The 18,821-nt window shown below is 34.7% G+C and carries 20 protein-coding genes; 6 read left to right on the forward strand and 14 right to left on the reverse strand.

Features of this window, described 5'->3' with window-relative positions:
- Positions 1-4: 4 nt before the first annotated feature.
- From ACR1PN_RS01985 to ACR1PN_RS02005, 5 genes are all read right to left on the reverse strand, one after another.
- Complete coding sequence (locus tag ACR1PN_RS01985) at positions 5-919, reverse strand: universal stress protein (protein WP_433978655.1); 915 nt, start codon at positions 917-919, stop codon at positions 5-7.
- 197 nt (positions 920-1,116) lie between these two features.
- A complete protein-coding gene (locus ACR1PN_RS01990) occupies positions 1,117-1,455 on the reverse strand; it encodes a nuclear transport factor 2 family protein (RefSeq protein WP_276161504.1) in 339 nt (112 codons plus the stop codon).
- Positions 1,456-1,807: 352 nt separating this feature from the next.
- Positions 1,808-2,281, reverse strand: a complete 474-nt coding sequence (locus ACR1PN_RS01995) for a hypothetical protein (RefSeq protein WP_433978656.1) — start codon at positions 2,279-2,281, stop codon at positions 1,808-1,810.
- 54 nt (positions 2,282-2,335) lie between these two features.
- The gene (locus ACR1PN_RS02000) at positions 2,336-2,692 is read right to left on the reverse strand and encodes an STAS/SEC14 domain-containing protein (protein ID WP_276161506.1); all 357 of its coding nucleotides are present in this window, start codon (positions 2,690-2,692) and stop codon (positions 2,336-2,338) included.
- 72 nt (positions 2,693-2,764) lie between these two features.
- Positions 2,765-3,361, reverse strand: a complete 597-nt coding sequence (locus tag ACR1PN_RS02005) for a Crp/Fnr family transcriptional regulator (protein ID WP_276161507.1) — start codon at positions 3,359-3,361, stop codon at positions 2,765-2,767.
- Positions 3,362-3,753: 392 nt separating this feature from the next.
- Between ACR1PN_RS02005 and ACR1PN_RS02010 the strand changes: the two genes are divergently transcribed.
- The 3 genes from ACR1PN_RS02010 to ACR1PN_RS02020 all read left to right on the forward strand — a co-directional run bounded on the left by ACR1PN_RS02010 (position 3,754) and on the right by ACR1PN_RS02020 (position 7,800).
- Entirely contained in the window at positions 3,754-5,766 is a 2,013-nt protein-coding gene (locus tag ACR1PN_RS02010; protein ID WP_433978657.1) for a BCCT family transporter, read from the forward strand.
- A 723-nt stretch (positions 5,767-6,489) separates the two neighbouring features.
- Positions 6,490-7,131 carry a hypothetical protein gene (locus tag ACR1PN_RS02015; protein ID WP_433978658.1) on the forward strand — a complete coding sequence of 214 codons (642 nt, stop codon included), beginning with the start codon at positions 6,490-6,492 and terminating at the stop codon, positions 7,129-7,131.
- 45 nt (positions 7,132-7,176) lie between these two features.
- Positions 7,177-7,800: a histidine phosphatase family protein gene (locus ACR1PN_RS02020; protein ID WP_433978659.1), complete on the forward strand. Its 624-nt coding sequence runs from the start codon at positions 7,177-7,179 to the stop codon at positions 7,798-7,800.
- A 21-nt stretch (positions 7,801-7,821) separates the two neighbouring features.
- Here ACR1PN_RS02020 and ACR1PN_RS02025 read toward each other — a convergent pair whose 3' ends face one another.
- On the reverse strand, positions 7,822-8,256 hold the full coding sequence (locus ACR1PN_RS02025; protein WP_433978660.1) for an Lrp/AsnC family transcriptional regulator: 435 nt from the start codon (positions 8,254-8,256) through the stop codon (positions 7,822-7,824).
- A 110-nt stretch (positions 8,257-8,366) separates the two neighbouring features.
- Here ACR1PN_RS02025 and ACR1PN_RS02030 point away from each other — a divergent pair, with 110 nt between their 5' ends.
- The 3 genes from ACR1PN_RS02030 to ACR1PN_RS02040 all read left to right on the forward strand — a co-directional run bounded on the left by ACR1PN_RS02030 (position 8,367) and on the right by ACR1PN_RS02040 (position 11,798).
- Positions 8,367-8,819 carry a carboxymuconolactone decarboxylase family protein gene (locus tag ACR1PN_RS02030; protein ID WP_276161513.1) on the forward strand — a complete coding sequence of 151 codons (453 nt, stop codon included), beginning with the start codon at positions 8,367-8,369 and terminating at the stop codon, positions 8,817-8,819.
- Between the two features lie 87 nt (positions 8,820-8,906).
- Positions 8,907-9,074, forward strand: a complete 168-nt coding sequence (locus ACR1PN_RS02035) for a GNAT family N-acetyltransferase (RefSeq protein WP_420869748.1) — start codon at positions 8,907-8,909, stop codon at positions 9,072-9,074.
- Positions 9,075-9,287: 213 nt separating this feature from the next.
- Positions 9,288-11,798, forward strand: a complete 2,511-nt coding sequence (locus ACR1PN_RS02040; RefSeq protein ID WP_433978661.1) for an ATP-binding protein — start codon at positions 9,288-9,290, stop codon at positions 11,796-11,798.
- A 48-nt stretch (positions 11,799-11,846) separates the two neighbouring features.
- Here the strand turns inward: ACR1PN_RS02040 and ACR1PN_RS02045 are convergent, their stop codons facing one another.
- The 8 genes from ACR1PN_RS02045 to ACR1PN_RS02080 all read right to left on the reverse strand — a co-directional run bounded on the left by ACR1PN_RS02045 (position 11,847) and on the right by ACR1PN_RS02080 (position 18,820).
- Positions 11,847-12,227 carry a response regulator transcription factor gene (locus ACR1PN_RS02045; protein ID WP_276161517.1) on the reverse strand — a complete coding sequence of 127 codons (381 nt, stop codon included), beginning with the start codon at positions 12,225-12,227 and terminating at the stop codon, positions 11,847-11,849.
- A 716-nt stretch (positions 12,228-12,943) separates the two neighbouring features.
- A complete protein-coding gene (locus tag ACR1PN_RS02050) occupies positions 12,944-13,591 on the reverse strand; it encodes a MarR family winged helix-turn-helix transcriptional regulator (protein WP_276161518.1) in 648 nt (215 codons plus the stop codon).
- Between the two features lie 40 nt (positions 13,592-13,631).
- A complete protein-coding gene (locus tag ACR1PN_RS02055) occupies positions 13,632-14,330 on the reverse strand; it encodes an SDR family NAD(P)-dependent oxidoreductase (RefSeq protein WP_276161520.1) in 699 nt (232 codons plus the stop codon).
- Positions 14,331-14,341: 11 nt separating this feature from the next.
- Positions 14,342-14,623 (reverse strand): TIGR03643 family protein, encoded by a 282-nt coding sequence (locus ACR1PN_RS02060; RefSeq protein ID WP_276161521.1) that lies wholly within the window; start codon positions 14,621-14,623, stop codon positions 14,342-14,344.
- Positions 14,623-16,101 carry a cryptochrome/photolyase family protein gene (locus ACR1PN_RS02065; RefSeq protein ID WP_433978662.1) on the reverse strand — a complete coding sequence of 493 codons (1,479 nt, stop codon included), beginning with the start codon at positions 16,099-16,101 and terminating at the stop codon, positions 14,623-14,625. The genes ACR1PN_RS02060 and ACR1PN_RS02065 overlap by 1 nt, the downstream gene beginning before the upstream one ends.
- Entirely contained in the window at positions 16,089-17,390 is a 1,302-nt protein-coding gene (locus ACR1PN_RS02070; protein WP_433978663.1) for a DASH family cryptochrome, read from the reverse strand. The genes ACR1PN_RS02065 and ACR1PN_RS02070 overlap by 13 nt, the downstream gene beginning before the upstream one ends.
- Complete coding sequence (locus tag ACR1PN_RS02075; protein ID WP_276161525.1) at positions 17,342-17,497, reverse strand: DUF2256 domain-containing protein; 156 nt, start codon at positions 17,495-17,497, stop codon at positions 17,342-17,344. Before ACR1PN_RS02075 ends, ACR1PN_RS02070 begins: the two co-directional genes overlap by 49 nt.
- A complete protein-coding gene (locus tag ACR1PN_RS02080; RefSeq protein WP_276161526.1) occupies positions 17,498-18,820 on the reverse strand; it encodes an ABC1 kinase family protein in 1,323 nt (440 codons plus the stop codon).
- Position 18,821 lies beyond the last annotated feature (1 nt).

Raw genomic sequence — 18,821 nt, forward strand, 5'->3', positions numbered from 1 at the left:
TATCTTAACCGGGACATGGCAAAGTAATGTCGTATCCCGTATTTTCTTGATTTATTTCAGCCTCTTTATAGATGTTCCTATAAAATAAAAGCGGAATTGAAGTGTTGTTAATAATCTGTTTTAAAAAGTTTTCAGAAAAGATTGACTTCCAGCTTTGTTCATCCTGATTATTCAGAACGATGAGATCAAATGAATCTTCTTTTGAGATTTCTGAAATCTCTGTTGCTTTATCATCTGTCACACTAAATGATGATTTGAAATCAATATTGTTACTGGATAGGAGATGATTTACAGAAACAAAAGCTTCTTTCATTTTACTTTCATCTTTCACATGAGATATTCCGAGAACTTTAATGATACCGTTATTTTTTTCTGCGATGCATTCTGCCAGTTCGATCTTTTCATTTAATTCTTCCAATACCCGAACAGGAACTAATATTTTTCTGAAATGATAAATATTTGAATCTGCCGGTATGAGAAGAATAGGGCAGTGGACATTATTTAAAAGCTGATAAGAAACAGATCCTAAAACCAGTTCCCGAAGTCCTTGATTACCTGATGTACCAATGATAACCAAGTCAACAGATGCCGAACTGATTTGATGATTAATACTGTTCACGATTGTTTCGTTGCCAATGAAACTTTGAAAAGGGATATCAGGATATTGTTGCTGATACATCAATTTTACTTCAGTGAGGCTTTTTTCTGCCTGTTCATAATTACTGCTTATAGTTTCTTTCCCTATAACCTGTCTTCCAGTTCTGTCAATAATGTAAAAATTATTGTAGTTATGAAAAAGTATTATTTTAGCCTTGTGACGCTGAGCCATTCGAATACCAAGCTGTATAGCGTTATCAGATTTCTCAGTAAAATCTACAGCGATGAGTATTTTTTTTATATGTTTAATCGTTTTTTCCATAACCTCGTGATTGCAGTATGCAAAGTTAGTATGATCTAAATTTAATAGATGTCACAATTCAACTGGTTTATGGTATATTTTAGATATTTTTATACTAAAAAATTTTTAGGTCTGATAAATGCATAAGCGTAATATGTAAAAAAAATGGTCGTAGAAAACAAAAACGATACACTACCATAATGAATACGATAATTAAATCAGTTGACGACAAAGGCCTTTAGTTCTGCCAATTTACCATTTTCAAACCTCCATACATCGCAATAGGCATAATCTATCCATATAGAGTTTGTATTCATTATACTTATTGTACCTACCGCCGTCAAATAATTTCCTTCTTCTATCATAATATCAACATTTAACTTCGGTGGTTTAATGTAGGCTTCAATCATATAGTCCCTGACTTCATCAATTCCAATTAGAAATGTTTCTCCTACGAATGTCCAGCGAGTATCAATTGTACAATATGTTAAAAATTGATCGTAGTTACCACTAGCTATGCACGCATTGGCTTCTTTTAGTATTTGTTTTAAATTCATTGTATTTGTTTTTTAATAAATGAAATTAAAAGCATTCTAAAAATATGCCTTTAATTTAAATGATGGTAGTTGAATATACTATGATGTAAATTAGAGAAAGGAAAATAAGGAGTCTGCAGTTCTCTACAATTTTACTTTTGTTACTTACTATCTTTAATGAATTAATCTACTATTATAAATACAAAACCCAACGTAAGTCGGGTTAATTGTTAAAATTGAGTAAGTGTGATGAAAAAATTACTGTCAATTATTCAAAAAGTATTTGATCAATCATCGATTTCGATTTTAGTTATAAATTGTGAACTGTCTTACAATTGTATTTTACTATTTCTTTACAAGCATATTTTGATCGTTATTCAATATACTTTAAAAATTGTTTATTTATTTCATCTTTGATATAATCTTCATCTTTTTTACTTAAAAAACCTAACGGGGCATAGTTTGTATATTTCTTTTTAAAATCTTCCACCGCTTTATAATATACGTTGTCCTTTTGAATGTGGGGCGAATGGTATCGGTTAATTTCTTCAAATTCTCTCTGAATATCATTAAAAAAAATTTTAAAATATCCTCTGTCCTTAATTTCCCTTTTCCACATTAGGAGCCAATTAATTTGGCTTGCTATTGTATTGGTGTTTTCAGGATATCTCAAGTCCTTAAGTAAAAAAAATCTAGGATAGTCGTTTGTAAACCTGCACAGAAGATCATAATCTTTTCCCATTCTATTATTAAAATCTGAAAGATTGAGTTGAGCAATTTTTAAATTTTCCCGATTGTTATCGATTGTTACCGGAGAAACGTTTTTTTCAAATGATATAATATCCACCTGTACTTATTTGAACAGTTATTAGTTTAATCGTATACAATTTTAACTGAGTTTTTAGTTCCCATTGTTACACCAATACATTGCATTATATACATTATCAGTGGAAAAAATTCTGAACTTATTGGTATGTAAAGCGGTAATCTTTTGCAATCCGAAATCATCACTTATAATGGCAGCACGATTGCACAGTGAAATTTTATTTAATTTCAAAAGAGATTGGCATAGCCATACATCAACATCTTTTTGGGATAAATCATTATTGAGATAGAGGAGGTAGTTTAATTCATTAAATCTTTCCATTTTCTGTTCCACATGAGGAATGATTATGTTTTCAAAATCAGTTAGACTGATATCGCCGCTTGCACTAAATGCTGCCACGTTTTCCGGAGCATCGTTGAGTAAACAAATCATAAGAATATTTTTTGGTATAACAGAGATATATCAAATATGGAACCAAAGCAATGCTGATATCATAGCACAATTTTAGTAATAAATTTTACTGTTTTCGATTTTTAACAATTGCAAAGTCTGCATTTTTTTAATGACCCTTATAATTGTTTCTACTCTCAGACCAGTTAGACTTGCCAGCTGATGTCTGGTAAATGGCACATTGAAGCTATATCGTTCAGAGTAACCAAAATAATCTTTTAGGTGATCAAGTAGCTTTTGAATCCTGATCAATGGATTACTTATTGCTAAAAAAGAAGATACCAAATACCTGAAATGGAGACGTTCTGCCGTGTATCGATTAACATCAAGCAACAGTTGCGTATTATTTTTTACGAGATTCAAATATACTTCCTTTGCTAAGCATATTATTTTGCATGAAGTTAAAGCGGTTGCACTGATTGCATACGGTTTATCGGTCAGCAGGTAAGACTCTCCGAAACAATGACCTTTAAAAGGAAAACCATGAACGAATTCTTTACCATCATCAAAAATATTGCTGATTTTTACAGTACCTTCCTGTATCTGATAGTAGTATTTCGAAGTGCTGCCTTCGCTGAAAATAATTTCAGATTCACGATAGTTTTTAATTACTGCTCCTTGTTGAAATAAAAGTTCTTCCGCTATGATCATAAGTTTATATTGAAATTAAAAATAGCAAAAAAAATAAAATATTGCTATTCACACCTGTGCATAATTATAATTAAAAACAATATGTTTTCAATCCTATTTTAGTTGCATTCAATAGAATAGTCTTCGTATTAATGGTAACCAGCATAAAAATTTTGAAGCCTTACAAGATGCAAATGAAGTTCATTGAAATTAATTGTTGGAATATTTGATCTTCGTTTTGTAGCTAATAATAAAATATAAATTTTAGTAAGTGATAGATATTGATACTTAATTTACGATATACATCAAAACTATTAAGATTACAGTGTTGCTACACAGAAAAAAATATTTTGAGATGTTCCTTAATGAAACTATTCTTAATAATTTTAGCGTAACTTTATAACATGAACTCTATGCAGAATACCAAATTTAGAAGCACTCTTAAGAAGGGAATCATTTTTCCCAGTTTAATTTTTATCATTGGAATCTGCTTAATTTCTGCAGTATATCCCAAAGTTACCGAAAGTCTTTTAACCGTTGTTAAAGGTTTTATTTTCGTTAATCTAAACTGGATTTATGTTTGGGCAGTTACTATTTTTGTAATTTTCCTTGTTTACATTATGGCCAGCAAATACGGTAATATTCGCCTCGGCAGAAATGATAGCAGACCTGATTATTCTTTTTTTTCCTGGCTTTCCATGCTTTTTGCTGCAGGGATGGGTATTGGTTTAATGTATTTTAGTGTTGCAGAACCCATTCAGCACTATTCTAACGAAATATTTTCTTACAAATCACCTGTTCAGAGAGCTCAGAATGCTCAGCTTTACACATTTTTTCACTGGGGAATTCATGCATGGGCAATTTATGGAGTAGTAGGTTTGGCGCTCGCTTACTTTTCATACAGATATAGACTTCCGTTGTCTTTAAGAAGTTGTTTTTATCCCTTATTAAAAGATAAAATAAAAGGCAAATGGGGTAATGTGATAGATGTTTTCGCTCTATGCAGTACTTTTTTCGGTATTACGACCACTTTAGGATTTGGCGTTGTGCAGATTAATTCAGGATTAGTGACACTAAATATTTTGCCGGATAACAGTTTTATATATCAGGTTTTAATCGTGGCTGTTTTGGTCTCACTGGCTATATTTTCTGCTGTAAGTGGTGTAGATAAAGGAATTAAGATATTAAGCAATGTCAATATTATTGCTGTTGTTATGCTTCTGCTTTTTGTACTGTTTTTAGGTCCTACGGTGTACTTGATTGGAAGCTTTACCGAAGGAATCGGAACGTATATCAACAGTTTTTTTTCGCTGACATTTAATACACACGTTTATGAAGAAAATACACAAACTTGGTTTTACGATTGGACGATTTTGTATTGGGCATGGTGGATATCATGGTCACCTTATGTAGGGTTATTTATTGCCAGAATTTCAAAAGGCCGAACAATCAGGGAATTTGTAGCTGCAGTTCTTATTTTGCCTACGCTTTTCAACTTTATATGGATGTCAGTATTTGGAAACAGTGCAATCTGGTTTGATATGAATATTGCAGATGGATATTTAAGTCAGATCGCTAATGACCCCGACGGACTCATGTTTCAATTTTTGGAATATCTTCCATTTACAAAATTCGTCAGTTTCTTGGTCATTGGAATCATTATCATATTTTTTGTCACTTCAGCTGACAGCGGTATTTTTGTAATGAACAGCATCGCTACCAAAAATGCTAAAGTTTCACCGCGATGGCAAACAATAGGTTGGGGAGTCCTTCTCGCTGTTCTTGCATTAATACTTCTCAATGCAGGAGGATTGGCCGCACTCCAAAGCATGACCTTGATTACGGCACTGCCTTTTTCGATAATTATGCTTTTATTCATCGTTAGTCTTACAAAAGGTTTGATGATCGACAGAAATTATTATGATAAAGATTTTTCTTCCACCACAGTTCCCTGGTCGGGAGCGCAATGGAAAGACCGGCTAAAACAGATTGTTTCATTCAATGATGCAGCTTCTACTCAGAAATATATAACAACAACTGCTAAGCAGGCATTTGAAGAGCTTCTGTCGGAATTTGCTATTAATGGAATTGATGCAAAGGTGAACTACAGTGAAAATACCGAAAGAATTGAAATAGAAATTAAATACGATCTTATTAATAATTTTATCTACGGGGTTAAAAGCGAATCTAAAGTAGTTTCTGAATACCTGCTAAGTGAAGAAAACCTACCTGATTCAGAAGAAAATCTTGTATATTTCCCAAAATCTTATTTTGGAGACAACAGAGAGGGGTACGATGTGAAGCTTTTTACAAAAAATGAATTAATTTCTGATGTCCTCAAGCATTACGAACGATTCATCAACATTATATCGGAAGAGAAAAATACAATGTTTATCAGCAGTGATTCAAATCACCGATTTAAATAACCGATTCCTCACGAATTCTTTTTTGCTAATTTTTCGGCAGTTGTTCCTTTAAAAAGACTTTAATCTTCTCCTGGTCAACGTAAATGTAATAATTGTATGATTTTCGCTTCGTCCGAAATAGTTTTTGTCTGTGCTTTTAATGTCAGTTTTTAAGGTAAAAATACGATTAAATTTATTTCATCATTTATCTTTATTGTTTAGTGGTGAAGTTGGTCAAAACTACTGCCAACTTCCAAATTTGAAAATTGCGTCACTCTAAACTATATGATTGCAAAATATGTATACCACTGGTATATAATGTTATTTTGATGAATTAGTTACACAGTCTTGCTTAGGTTTAATGTTTGTTCCGATTGACGAACTTTTTAATTTCCCATACATATAAGAAGAATTGTAAAAAGCTTAGAACTATATATGTTATAATAAAATAATAATCTTTGTTGAGATGTTGAGTTATCTATAAGTATACGAGATTATGATCGTCGGTGGCAATCCCGCAAAACAGATCAAGAAAAGATTTTCCTAAGAACATATGGATAATCTCCTGAAGACGCAATGGTGGCATGGTGATGAAGAGCTTCTGGAAAAATCAATATCTTTACTATGTGATAGCAATATCGACAGCCTGTTTGATTTTTGTCAAAAGCAATATAATACCTGAGAGGTTTTTCAATCTCATAACAGATATGCTTTAATCAAGTTTAACAAAACAACCTAAAAACCATGGCAGTAAGAAAAATATTCTGGGAAGATCCCTATCAGACTAAGTTGACAACAACTGTTACCGGCGTATTCGGTAATGTGGTGACATTAAAGGAGACCATTGCCTATGCATTTTCAGGTGGACAACAGTCAGACAACGGGACGATCAACGGCTATAAAATCGTTAAGGCCCAAAAATCCGGCAAAGAAATCTTGTACACTATCGAGGAAGGCCATAACCTGAAACCTGGCGATATTGTAGAAGTAAAAATAGACTGGGACAAGCGTTATAAAATTATGAAGCTTCATTTTGCTGCGGAACTCGTTTTGGAACTTGTCAATCAGCACTTCGACAGGCCTGAGAAAATAGGCGCAAACATAACATCAGAAAAATCGAGGATCGACTTTATATGGCCGAATAATATCTCCGGGATGTTTCCGGTATTGGAACAAAAGTTAGAAGAAATCATTCTGGCAGATAGGGTCATTGTAAGCGCGTTCAGTGACGTAGCAGAAGAATGTCGATACTGGAAAATTGACGGTTTTGGCCAGGTAGCCTGTGGTGGAACCCATATCAAAAAGACTGGTGAGCTTGGTTCTTTAAAATTAAAAAGGAGCGGGCAGGGGAAAAATAAAGAAAGGATCGAAATTTATCTGGCCTGAAAATTTGCATATAATTTTAATTTTGTTTTAAACGGTAATAGATCAATGCTTTTAAATAAAAATATAATCACAGTCCAACACCCAGAATCCACTCATCATACAAATGGTATGATCGGCTCATTGACTGACTGGGAACTGACTGAAAAGGGAATCGTTCAGGCGGAAAACATCGCACGCAATATCAGGAAAGAGTTTCAAGACGTCAGATTTGTAATCTATTCATCACCTCTCAAGAGGACAAGACAAACTGCCGAAATTCTTGGGAAAGAGTTACGCTGCACTTCCAAGCTGCCTGATTCGCTGAAAGAGAGAAGCCTTGGCAAGGCAATCGGCAAATCTGTCCAATGGCTGAAAGAAAACATTGAAAACGAAGAAAAAACAATCTACGATAAATGCTTCAGCGATGCGGAATCCAGATTTGATGTTTGGAACAGACTATTACCTTTCTACAATGAGATCATATCAAGTGACAATGAAAATATCATCATTGTTTCGCACGGCGATACCCTAAGCATCTTTAATGGGATGTGGTTAGGCTTGGATCCGGAAACGCTCAATGATATTGACCTATTCGGAATCAGCGGTGGTGTTTCTTTCCTATACCAAAAGCCATGTGGCAAGAAAATCATTAAAAGGTTGAGCGATACTTCATATATGCTGTCTTTTTAGTTTTTTCCTTTGGTTTTAATTTTAAATTTTCTGCCGGTTTATTTCTGAAAGTTGAATGGATGTCGTTGGGATGCCATAGGGGATTAGCCTGTCTATGAGATTTTCAAGGTGAGGACTGTCCCGTAAAATACATTCGGTAATCAGACAATATTCGCCCGTTACTCTTTTGCAATTGACAACTTCCGGAAATTTTTCCAGATCTGCAGTAAATTTTCTGAAATCATCATTTTTAAATTTCATACTGATCAGTACCTTCAGATCATAACCTAATTTCTGATGGTCGATCTCCACACTGAACTGACGTATTATCCCATTATCAACCAAATTCATCACGCGCTCTTTGGTTGCAGATTGTGACAGCGAAATTAGTCTTCCTATTTCGGCATAACTGAGCCTTGAATTCTGGCTTAAAATCTGAAGAATCTTTTGGTCAAAATCATCTAAAGTTATTTTCATTTTAAAATTAAATATTTACAATTAAATCAATCAAAATTAATAAATAAATCCATTAATTCCGTTTTATCACGTATTTTTAAATATTGAAATTTGTGATATAAATAAAAAATATGACAAGAATAAAATTTTCGAACAATGGAAATACCCCATTTGAAAGACTTATCGGACACAACATCGATTTTCTTAAAAGGTGGAATGATCTGGAGGAAACCTTATGGAAGAAAACTTTGCTGGACCCGGATCTGTTAGAGCAGGTTCGAAGAACAATGGCCTTTGGAAACGGTTGTGAATACTGCATGGTAAAAGGCGGAAAACCTGATTTTGAAGAATCCCAGATGAAGATCTCTACGGCGGCTTCTTTTGCCGAATTATTTTGCATAGACCACCGCTCTATCTCGGATGCACATTTTGAGATGCTCCGGGAATATTATACGGATGAAGAAATTTCAGAATTATGTGTTTTTATCGCCTTTTTAAACGCGTCACAAAAGCTAGGAAAAACAATGAACTTAACTGAAGACCTACAAGCAGAAGCAATTGTAAAATTAAAAGATATAGAATAATATCAATCGTCGTTTTAATAAAGCCAGTCTCAACGCAAATGTCCAAGATTAGGTTTATGAGTTATTTAATTCATTGGCAATAAAATCGTGGGAATTGTCTGTATGGCTATTTATCGGATAATTTCAGGTAAGAAAGGCTGGATCGAAGATGTGAGTGTGGATGAGAATTATCGTGGAATGGAAATTGGAAGGAGGCTTATCAATAACTGCCTTCCATCTTCCGCGATCAGCAACGGAGTGAACTATTGCTCTTAACCGAAGAGCATCGAAATGCGGCCACCTATTTATATGAAAAGTTAGGTCTCAGCAGAAAGGAAAGTGATATTTATTGACTGTAATTAGTTATACAATGGTAAACAATTTATTCTATTAAACATTTATTGCTCATTGCTTTAATATCAATTGACTATTTATATTTTATATCTTTGTTCACTGGTTTTAAATTAACAATAAATTCAATACGATTTAATGTCTGATATCGATTCGTTAGATGAGCAGTTGAGGCTTCAATCCCTTCGATCTTACCAAATTCTGGATTCAGCTGAAGAAAAGAATTTTGATGACCTTACGGAGTTAGCAGCATCTATTTGTAATACTCCCATTGCTTTAATTAGTTTTGTTGATGCAGACAGACAATGGTTTAAGTCTCATTATGGTCTAGATACGATCCAGACAGACCGTTGTCATTCTTTCTGTTCGCATGCAATTGAACATCCTGCAATTCTGATGCAGGTGGAAGATGCTTTAGAAGATCCTCGTTTCAGGGATAATGCGCTGGTTAAGGGAAGTCCTGATATACGTTTCTATGCAGGTATGCCATTAGTCGATGAACAAGGCTACGCCTTAGGTTCTATTTGTGTTATTGATCATAAACCGAGAAAATTAAATGATGCACAACAAAAAGCACTTCGAACATTAGCCAATCAAGTTGTTGATCAGTTATCTCTTAAAAAAAGGGTGATTGAGTTGGAATTGGCTCAAAAAAATAATCTGATACTTAAAGAAAATAATAGGAAAAGTGAAAGCAGTTTTAAAAGCATTATAGAGCAGTCTCCAGCCGCTATCATTCTGTTTCGTGGTCCGGATTTGCTTATTGACACTGTCAATGCTCCCATGCTTGAGCTTCTCGATAAAAGCGTTAATATTATAGGCCTTCCACTGCTCACGGCAATTCCGGAACTGGAAGAACAACCAGCTTACAATCTTTTACATGATATTTACCATTCCGGAAAAACTGTTTACGGAAATGAAACCCCAGTCAAACTCAAGCGTAACGGACAAACCGAAACAGCCTATTTTAATTTTACCTATACTCCTTTGTATGAAGATGGTAAGATCGTGGGAATTATCGATATGGCTGTAGAAGTTACGGATCAGGTAAGGTCAAAATTAGCTTTACAACAGAATGAATCTGAATTAAAAAAAAGAAATCAGGAGCTTAACACTTCTAATGAGGATCTCATACAGGCCAATAAACGGTTGCGTGAAGCAGAGGATAAATTAAAAGAAAGCAATATTGAACTGTTCCAAAGCAGGGACAGGCTTCAAACTATTCTTGACACAGTAGGTGAGGGAATTGGTATTACAGATGAGAATGGAAATATTGTCTATACCAATAAACAAAATCGCGAGATCTTCAAGGTCGACGAACTGAGTATGCTTACGCTAAAAAATTCTTCACCTCAGTGGAATAATAGAAGGCTTGACGGAACACCTCTTCCAAATGATGAGCATCCCATTACAGTTGCTATTCGGACGGGTAAACCTGTAGAAAACTATGTTTTTTTAGTTGATAATTTATTGGGGGAGTCGCTATATTTGAGAATGAACTCTACTCCTCTGAGAGATCAGAATGGAAATATTATAGGAGCCATTGGAAGCTTTGCCGATATCACAGAGAGCTATTTACTGCATCAAGAGGTAATGGACAAAGAAGAATATTTAAGTATGGCTATCTCTTCTGCGAATTTAGGGACGTGGCGTATCAATGCAAAAACAAGAGAATTCACAGCATCTGCGCGTTTGAAAGAAATATTCGGCTTTAGTGAATACGAAGAAATGCCATACGATGCGACGATAAATCAGATCGAAGATTCTCATCGCCAAAAAGTTGTTGAAGCGATTGATGCAGCGATAAATAAAGGTGAACCATATGAACTAGAATATCCAATAAATTGTTTACCTGACAAAAAGCTTCGCTGGGTGTATGCTACCGGAAAATTGTATCTGAACTCCATAAATCCTGGGATTTCTCATTTTTCCGGAACAATTGCAGATATTACGGAAAGAAAGATGGATGAGCAGCGTAGAAGCGATTTTATTGGGATGGTGAGCCATGAGCTTCGCAATCCTTTGACGGCTATCCGTGGTTATACCCAAATCTTAGGAATGAGAGCAGATAAGAATAATGATCATCTACTGTCTGAGACGGCATCCAAATTAACAAGACAAACAAAGCGTATGGAAGCTATGATTAATGGATTTTTAGAAACAGCAAGATTAGGCGAGGGCAAGATTCAGCTTAGTAAGAGCAGATTTGATATGGCAGATCTTGTACGGATAGCTGAAGAAGAATCTCTGGCAACAATTACTTCACATACAATTATCTTTGCACCTGTTGAGTTTACGCCTGTTGAAGCGGACAGAGATAAAATTGAACAGGTATTATTAAATTTTATCAATAATGCTGTTAAATATTCCTCAAATGATACGGTGATTAATATTGCATGTGTAACCGAGAATAATTTAGCTTATGTATATGTGACTGATCAGGGAATGGGTATTCCACCAAAAGATCAGCCCTATATCTTTGACCGGTTTTATAGAGTTGAAAGTGAAGAAATGAAACATAAAAAAGGCTTTGGAATTGGTCTCTATATTTGTAAAGAGATCATCGAAAGACATGCTGGAGAAATAGGAGTACAAAGTAAAGAAGGAACTGGAAGCACATTTTGGTTTACGTTACCAATTACCTCATAATCATCTCAAAAAATGTTGTAAGTAAGGAATTTAAATTATCTTTTAAAACTAAATTACCAAACCTAAATTTGCTTTGGAAGTTAAATTTTTGACTTTTGTAAGTATCTCAGAGAGATCAAAAGGTTTGCTGATAAATGCATTTGGATTGCAGGTCTTTTCCATTTCTAATGCCTTAGCGTGTGCACTCATCATAATGACAGGAACGTGAGAGGTTGCAGGATGATTTTTTAATTGGTTGCAAACATCTGTTCCGATTCCATCGGGGAGCATAACATCCAGAATAAAAATATCAGGTAATACGTTTAAATTTCTGCTGTTAAATTCTTTGATGTCAGCAAATGTTGAAACAAGATAATTTTCAGATTCTAATAATATTTCCAATACTTCTCTAATACCAGCTTCATCTTCTAGGATAAAAACAGTTTTCATAATTTTGAGCCATTAAATTCTAAGTTCTATAATCAGTGTCGTTTAAGGCTAAAATGTTGTGTATCAAAAATTGTGCAAATATTTAAATTTTTTGTTATGTAGTCTTTCGCAGGCTTGTTTTACAATAGTATTTTATTGAATCAATGATGATCACCTTAAAATGAGGAACAAAATTTCCTATCCGCCAATTTGAGCAACTACAAAAAAATTAAAAAAACTATGTTAAAAGTTACCTATTCAAAATATTAAAACAGGTTGGTAAGTGTTTGTAAACCAAGCTAATAAATGTTTTATGATTGGACATCTTAAAAAGTGGTAACAGAAAGAGATTATTGAACAATTGAATTTATCACATCATGAACTAAACCTTTGACATTTTATTCAACCCAAAGAAATGGGATACTAATCACAGAAAGCCTCAGGTAATTGTCAAAATTATATAAAGTAAATATCGGTATTGGTGGTGATTAATTGATTTTTTGATATTCTTTTCCATTTCTGAGCAATCATCCAATGAATTCTAACAATGAAATAGTAACCTATTTTAGAAGTAACATACTGTTTTTTAGTCAAACGGAATGAAAGGTATGATATATTTAACCTTCAAACAAAAGACAAAAAGTACACGGGAGTTCAGAAATTTAAACTTAGGTTGATCACTTTCTTTAATTCTAACAAAGATTTCCTACATCCGTTAATAAAATTGATCTATGTTTTTATTGAAAAAATTCTGAGATCTGATTGATGTTGGAATTCTTATAATCAACATAAATATGATAATGAAACTCATTCAGTTTTTTCAAAATTCTCAGAAGTTCATTCTTTTCATCTTTGTCAAGCTTTCCGGATAGAATTTTTGAAGTTAAATTCACATCTGATACTGAGGCGTGGAAAATTTCTTCGCCTTTTTTTGTCAAATTAAGTCGTTTGCTGCGCTTATCGTCTTTATCAGTTTTCTCCTCCAAAAATCCTGCTTCCAAAAGTCTTTTGATGATTTGGGTTCCGGTCTGCTTCTCGTGACCGTTTTTTTCGATCAACTGAATTTTCGTTAAAAAAGGTTCGTCTTTCAATCGGTACAGATAAGTAAATTCCTCATTCGCCAACTCGGGAAAATCTCCCAAACCTTTTCTGATCAGTAATTTAGAATATCGTCCTAATAAGAGAACCTGTTTGCAAATTTCATTTTCGGTATATGAAACCTTGTGTTTTTCATTCTTAAAAAGCTTGGTCGGACTCTCGTCGGAATATTTTTTATCATTCATCCAAACGCGGAAATCATCAACGGTAGAGTTGGGTTTACAAGCATCAGAATTTTCAAATTCTTTGACTTGATGAAGTAATTCTATGATAAAATCAGTTTGCATTGCTGTAATTTATGGTAAAGATATTAGTTTTCGGGAATGGTTACAATTTGATATTACTCATTCCGCCGTCAATCCCGATAATCTGTCCTGTGATCCAAGCGGAATTTTCAGATAATAAAAACTCTACCATTTTTGCGATTTCATCAGCAGTTCCGACTCTTTGCAACGGATGTCTTTTTCCGGAAGCTTCCCGTTTTTCAGATGTTGAAAGAAGCTGTGAAGCAAGATTGGTATCCGTTAAAGAAGGTGCAATCGCATTCACTCTGATTTTTTGAGCAGACAATTCTGCGGCCAGACTTTTCGTAAAGCCTTCAACAGCACTTTTACTGGCGGAAATCGAGGCGTGAAAAGGCATTCCTAATTTTGCAGCTACCGAACTGAACAATACAACAGAAGCAGTTTCCGACTTCTTCAGATTAGGCAACAGTTTCTGAATCGTTTTCACCGCACCCAAAACATTGACTTCGAAATCATTCTTAAAATCATCAACCGAAAGCCGGTTAAATGGCTTTAAATTAATGCTTCCCGGCGCATAAACCAATCCGTCAATAACTTCAGGGAATATGATTTCATCCAAATTCCCCGAAAGGATATCCATAAGATGAAACTTAATATTTAAGTTGTTAATTTCAGGATTCTCAGTTCTTGAAATGCCGATTACATTATTATTTTCCGACAATATTTTTGCACTAGCAAAGCCAATTCCCTGTCCACAACCAATTATGACTATGTTTTTCATATTATTATGTTTTAACGTTTCGAAATTTTATTATGACTGATTGTCCTTTGTCTTGTACATTTAAATCTGCTAATCTCAGGATTTCTCTTCATCAGATGTTTCTGGCTCACTCCCGAATTCACTCTCTTTCTCCAAAGTCTAAAACTCGAAGGTTTCAATTCTCTTCTCATCACGTCAATCACTTCAGATTCGGTAATTCCAAACTGAAATTCTATTGCTTCAAACGGTGTTCGGTCTTCCCAAGCCATTTCAATAATACGGTCTGTCTGTATTAAATTAAATTCTTTCACCACTATTTTAAATTTTTAATCGTGTGCTGTGCAATTTTAAAGTGTTCAGATTTTTTCTCATCCGTCATTTTATCCAAAGTTCGCAGCATCATTCCCAATCTTGGATTTGTTTTGAAAAATTCTCTGTTATCATTCACAAAATTCCAGAAAAGCGCATCCCATTTTTCCGTCCAGTCGCCATCGGCATAATCGCTCATTTTTTTGATGTAATTGCTTCCGCTGATGTACGGTTTTGTACTCATTTTTCCCCCGTCAGAAAAGCTGCTCATCCCATAAACATTAGGAACCATTACCCAATCATAAGAATCGATGAACATCTCCATAAACCATTGGTAAACGTCATCCGGATTCAGTTTTAACAGATTCATAAAGTTCGCGAAAATCATTAAGCGCTCGATGTGATGTGCATAACCGGTCTCCAAGACCTTCAAAATCGTGCTGTCAATCGGTTTAATTTCAGTCTTTCCCGTGTAAAAAGATTCGGGAAGCGGATGGTGATGTTTCCAGTAATTTTTCTTCCGCTGAAAAGTTCCCTGATAGAGGTAAATTCCCCTCACAAATTCTCTCCAACCTAAAATCTGACGCACAAATCCTTCCAGAGAATTGATGGGGGTTTTATATTCGTTCGCATAATCAATCGCTTTTTTCAAAACGTTTTCTGCAGTCAAAAGTCCAATGTTTAACAATGGCGAAAGCACACTGTGTTGCAGAAAATGTTCACGCTCCACGATACTGTCTTCATACACTCCAAAATCGGCAAACCGCAGTTCCAGAAACTGATCGAACCAATTTTCAGCTTCCTCAAAAGTGACGGGATAGAGCTGATATGACGTTAAATTGCCATAGTTTTCATTAAAATTTTTCTGGGTATAAATTTTCGCTTCCTCAAAATATCTGCTGTTTTCCGGAAAGTGAACAGACGGCGCTTTTTTATTTTTAGGATATTTTTTACGGTTTTCCGTATCGAAAGTCCATTTTCCACCGATCGCTTTTCCGGCTCTCATCAGAATATTTTGTGAAATTCTCTGCTGCTTGTAAAAATCAGTTTGATGATACGATTTTTTATCTTCAAAATAGTCTTTCAAATCTTCCCGGGTATTGACGAATAAAGGACTTTCAAGAACTTCTAATTCTAGTTTCGTTTCCTTAATTCTCTTTTCAAGCCAATTGTCGCAAACATCCGTAATGAGAATTTTCTCAAATTTTTCCTTTTCTAAATGCTTCATTAAGTTTCGAATATCAGAAAGTGGGGAAGTGCTTTCAATATATTCCACCTTGAATTTTTTTTTGGTCAAATATTCCTCATAAAACTTCATACTTGCCCTGTGCAAGGCAATTTTCTGTTTGTGAAATTTGTATTGTTTAAAAAACAGAAACTCTTCCACCAAGAATATAGGTTGCCTTTTGTTCAGATAATCCGTGTCTTTGAAAAGCTGGTGCGGAAATATCAATTGTGCCGTTGAAGATTCTACTTTAGCCATAAATTTCTGAATTTGTATTCCGAATCGTATTGTTCAGCCTGTTTTTCAGCGTTAAAAGTTCTGCTTCTCGGGTCATTTCCAACGCCGGCAAGGTACATCCAGTTTCCGTAGTTGCTGTGAACATCGTAATCGAGGAGCATTTCTTCAAAATAAGCAGCGCCGATTCTCCAATCCTGCTTCAGAATCTTGCAAAAATAAGAAGCTACATTTTGTCGTCCGCGGTTGCTCATCCAGCCAGTATTTTTAATTTCCAGCATATTGGCATTGATAAAATCAGAATCTGTCTCGCCATTGATCCACTGGTTAATTAAATTTTGATCAGATTCAAATTCATAACCCTGATCTAAAATTCCGCTTTGCTGAAATATTTTATCCCGAAGCTGCATTGAAGTAAATTTGAAAAAGTCTCGCCACAGCAATTCAAAAACAAGCCAATATGTCGATTCGTTACCTCCGAATTTTTCCTCATATTTCTTGATTTCGTGGAAAACAGATACTGCAGAAAGACTTCCGTTGGCAAGCCACGCAGAAAATTTGCTGCTGTAATCCTGATCAATTAAACCATTTCTTGTTTCTTTATAACGACTGAGATTTTCAGTTTCAAAAAAGTAATGATTCAACCGTTCCCATCCTTCAGTTTCACCACCTGAAAATGGAAAAGCCGTGGATTGATGCATTTCAAATTCCTCAAAACCCAAAGTTTTTAATGTAATATCGTCGCTGTTTATTTTTAAATCTAAAATGGATTTATTATAAACCAGATGTTCAGAATCAAACTCATTTCTGATTTTAAAATCTTTCTCTGTTTTTTGTCTGAATGTTGTAAACAACAAAGGAATTTCATCTAATTTTTCCTTTACGAATTGTGGTTGAAGCAAAAGTTGAGAATAAGATTTCACCCATTTTACAGCAGGCAAAAATGCCTTAATTTGATTCACAACTTCAAGTTCTTCCTTCGTCCACTCTCTCTGACAGAATATTTTTTCAACCTCAAAATCTTCGGAAATCTGCTTAAAAATATCTTGAACTTGACCAAATTTTTTTAGAAACGGAATCTTTTTTTGCTTTAAATTATTTTCTAAATCCGAAACAGTCTGCAACAAAAATTTAGCCCGAAATTGTCCAATTTTCTTAAAACCAAATTGAATCGAACTAAAAAAAGTTTCATCAAAAATGTACACGGCAAGAAAAGGCAAATCTTCCTGCATTATGTTCAAAAGTGATTCGTTGTCTCTGATTCTTAAATCGTCGCCGAACCAGAGGATGTTGATTTTTTGTTTTTCCGACATTTTTCGCTGCAATATTTTACTTCGTCCCAGTTTTTCTTCCACTTTTTCCGCCAGTTGAAGGGCAGTCCGCAGACTTCACAAATCTTTGAGGGTAAGTTGGCTGGCATTTATTGAATGAAATTTTTGTATTGATTGATAACAATATTTTTCGCTTTCAAATCGTGCATCATATTGTACAAACCAAAAAATGTACGGTTCAGATAGATAAAATGTTTCGAACCTCTGTTCGTATTCATTCCTTTGATATCGCTGAGTTTGGCATATTTCTGACCCAGATCAGCAATTTCCTGAAAGAACGATTCATCAGAGAAATCAAAAATTTCTTCGTTGAAAGGTCGTGTGAACAGTTCCAATAATTCGTAGAATAGTTTAGTGAAAAATTCCTGTTCCTTTGCAGAATCATTAGCACTCAAAATCTCGAGTTCGTATAATTTTTCTTTGTAAAATTCAGGATTATTCAGATTTTCAAGTTTAGCCAGCTCAAAATAGGGTCTGTAAAAGTCATTCGGAATTTCTTTAATACATCCGAAATCAATCACGAGCAGTTTTTTATCTTCTGAAACCAGGAAATTGCCTGGATGAGGGTCGGCGTGAACCTGCTTCAAAAGGTGCATTTGGTACATATAAAAATCCCAGAGTGTCTGTCCGATTTTGTTCAAATCTTCCTCAGAATTATTCAATTTTGTGAATTCTGAGAAATGTTTTCCGTTCATCCAGTCCATTGTGATGATTCTTTCGCAGGATAATTCAGGATAATATTTGGGAAACTGAAGATTAGGAAGATGGCTGCATTTTTCAGAAATTTCCTGACTTCTTTTCAGTTCCAAATCGTAATCTGTCTCTTCAAACAATTTATTTTCCACTTCCTGAAAGTAAGATTCCGATCCTTCTTTTTTGATGTTAAACATTTTCATAGCAATCGGTTTTACCATCTTCAAATCGCTCGAAATGCTTTCCCTCACGCCCGGATATTGAATTTTCACGGCAAAGTTTTGACCGTCTTTTTTCGCTTTATGAACCTGTCCGATACTTGCCGCGTTGACGGATTCATTCGTAAATTCATCAAATAAATCTTCTGGATTTTTTCCAAAATATTTTCTGAAAGTCTTTCTTACCAAAGCGCCGGAAAGCGGCGGAACCGAAAATTGCGACAAAGAAAATTTCTCAACATAAGCCTGCGGAAGAATGTTTTTCTCCATACTTAACATCTGGGCAACTTTCAGGGCTGAACCTTTCAGTTCTTTCAGAGAATCATAAATGTCGGTGGCGTTGTCTTCATTCAAAGTCTTTCTTGCTTCGTCCTCATCTTTATCCTTCGTGATTTTATTTCCGTAGTATTTGATATAATTAACACCGATTTTTGCTCCCGCTTTCAGCAAACTGCTGGTTCTTTCTAATTTTCCGGTTGGTATTTTACTGAGTGTTTTCATC

Source organism: Chryseobacterium sp. RLHN22, from assembly GCF_051011795.1.
Taxonomy (GTDB): Bacteria; Bacteroidota; Bacteroidia; order Flavobacteriales; family Weeksellaceae; genus Chryseobacterium; species Chryseobacterium zhengzhouense.

Coding starts and splice junctions, on each gene's coding strand:
- ACR1PN_RS01985 (WP_433978655.1), bottom strand. CDS start 919: ATGGAAAAAACGATTAAACATATAAAAAAAATACTCATCGCTGTAGAT.
- ACR1PN_RS01990 (WP_276161504.1), bottom strand. CDS start 1,455: ATGAATTTAAAACAAATACTAAAAGAAGCCAATGCGTGCATAGCTAGT.
- ACR1PN_RS02000 (WP_276161506.1), bottom strand. CDS start 2,692: ATGATTTGTTTACTCAACGATGCTCCGGAAAACGTGGCAGCATTTAGT.
- ACR1PN_RS02005 (WP_276161507.1), bottom strand. CDS start 3,361: ATGATCATAGCGGAAGAACTTTTATTTCAACAAGGAGCAGTAATTAAA.
- ACR1PN_RS02010 (WP_433978657.1), top strand. CDS start 3,754: ATGCAGAATACCAAATTTAGAAGCACTCTTAAGAAGGGAATCATTTTT.
- ACR1PN_RS02015 (WP_433978658.1), top strand. CDS start 6,490: ATGGCAGTAAGAAAAATATTCTGGGAAGATCCCTATCAGACTAAGTTG.
- ACR1PN_RS02020 (WP_433978659.1), top strand. CDS start 7,177: ATGCTTTTAAATAAAAATATAATCACAGTCCAACACCCAGAATCCACT.
- ACR1PN_RS02025 (WP_433978660.1), bottom strand. CDS start 8,256: ATGAAAATAACTTTAGATGATTTTGACCAAAAGATTCTTCAGATTTTA.
- ACR1PN_RS02030 (WP_276161513.1), top strand. CDS start 8,367: ATGACAAGAATAAAATTTTCGAACAATGGAAATACCCCATTTGAAAGA.
- ACR1PN_RS02040 (WP_433978661.1), top strand. CDS start 9,288: ATGTCTGATATCGATTCGTTAGATGAGCAGTTGAGGCTTCAATCCCTT.
- ACR1PN_RS02045 (WP_276161517.1), bottom strand. CDS start 12,227: ATGAAAACTGTTTTTATCCTAGAAGATGAAGCTGGTATTAGAGAAGTA.
- ACR1PN_RS02050 (WP_276161518.1), bottom strand. CDS start 13,591: ATGCAAACTGATTTTATCATAGAATTACTTCATCAAGTCAAAGAATTT.
- ACR1PN_RS02055 (WP_276161520.1), bottom strand. CDS start 14,330: ATGAAAAACATAGTCATAATTGGTTGTGGACAGGGAATTGGCTTTGCT.
- ACR1PN_RS02065 (WP_433978662.1), bottom strand. CDS start 16,101: ATGGCTAAAGTAGAATCTTCAACGGCACAATTGATATTTCCGCACCAG.
- ACR1PN_RS02070 (WP_433978663.1), bottom strand. CDS start 17,390: ATGTCGGAAAAACAAAAAATCAACATCCTCTGGTTCGGCGACGATTTA.
- ACR1PN_RS02075 (WP_276161525.1), bottom strand. CDS start 17,497: ATGCCAGCCAACTTACCCTCAAAGATTTGTGAAGTCTGCGGACTGCCC.
- ACR1PN_RS02080 (WP_276161526.1), bottom strand. CDS start 18,820: ATGAAAACACTCAGTAAAATACCAACCGGAAAATTAGAAAGAACCAGC.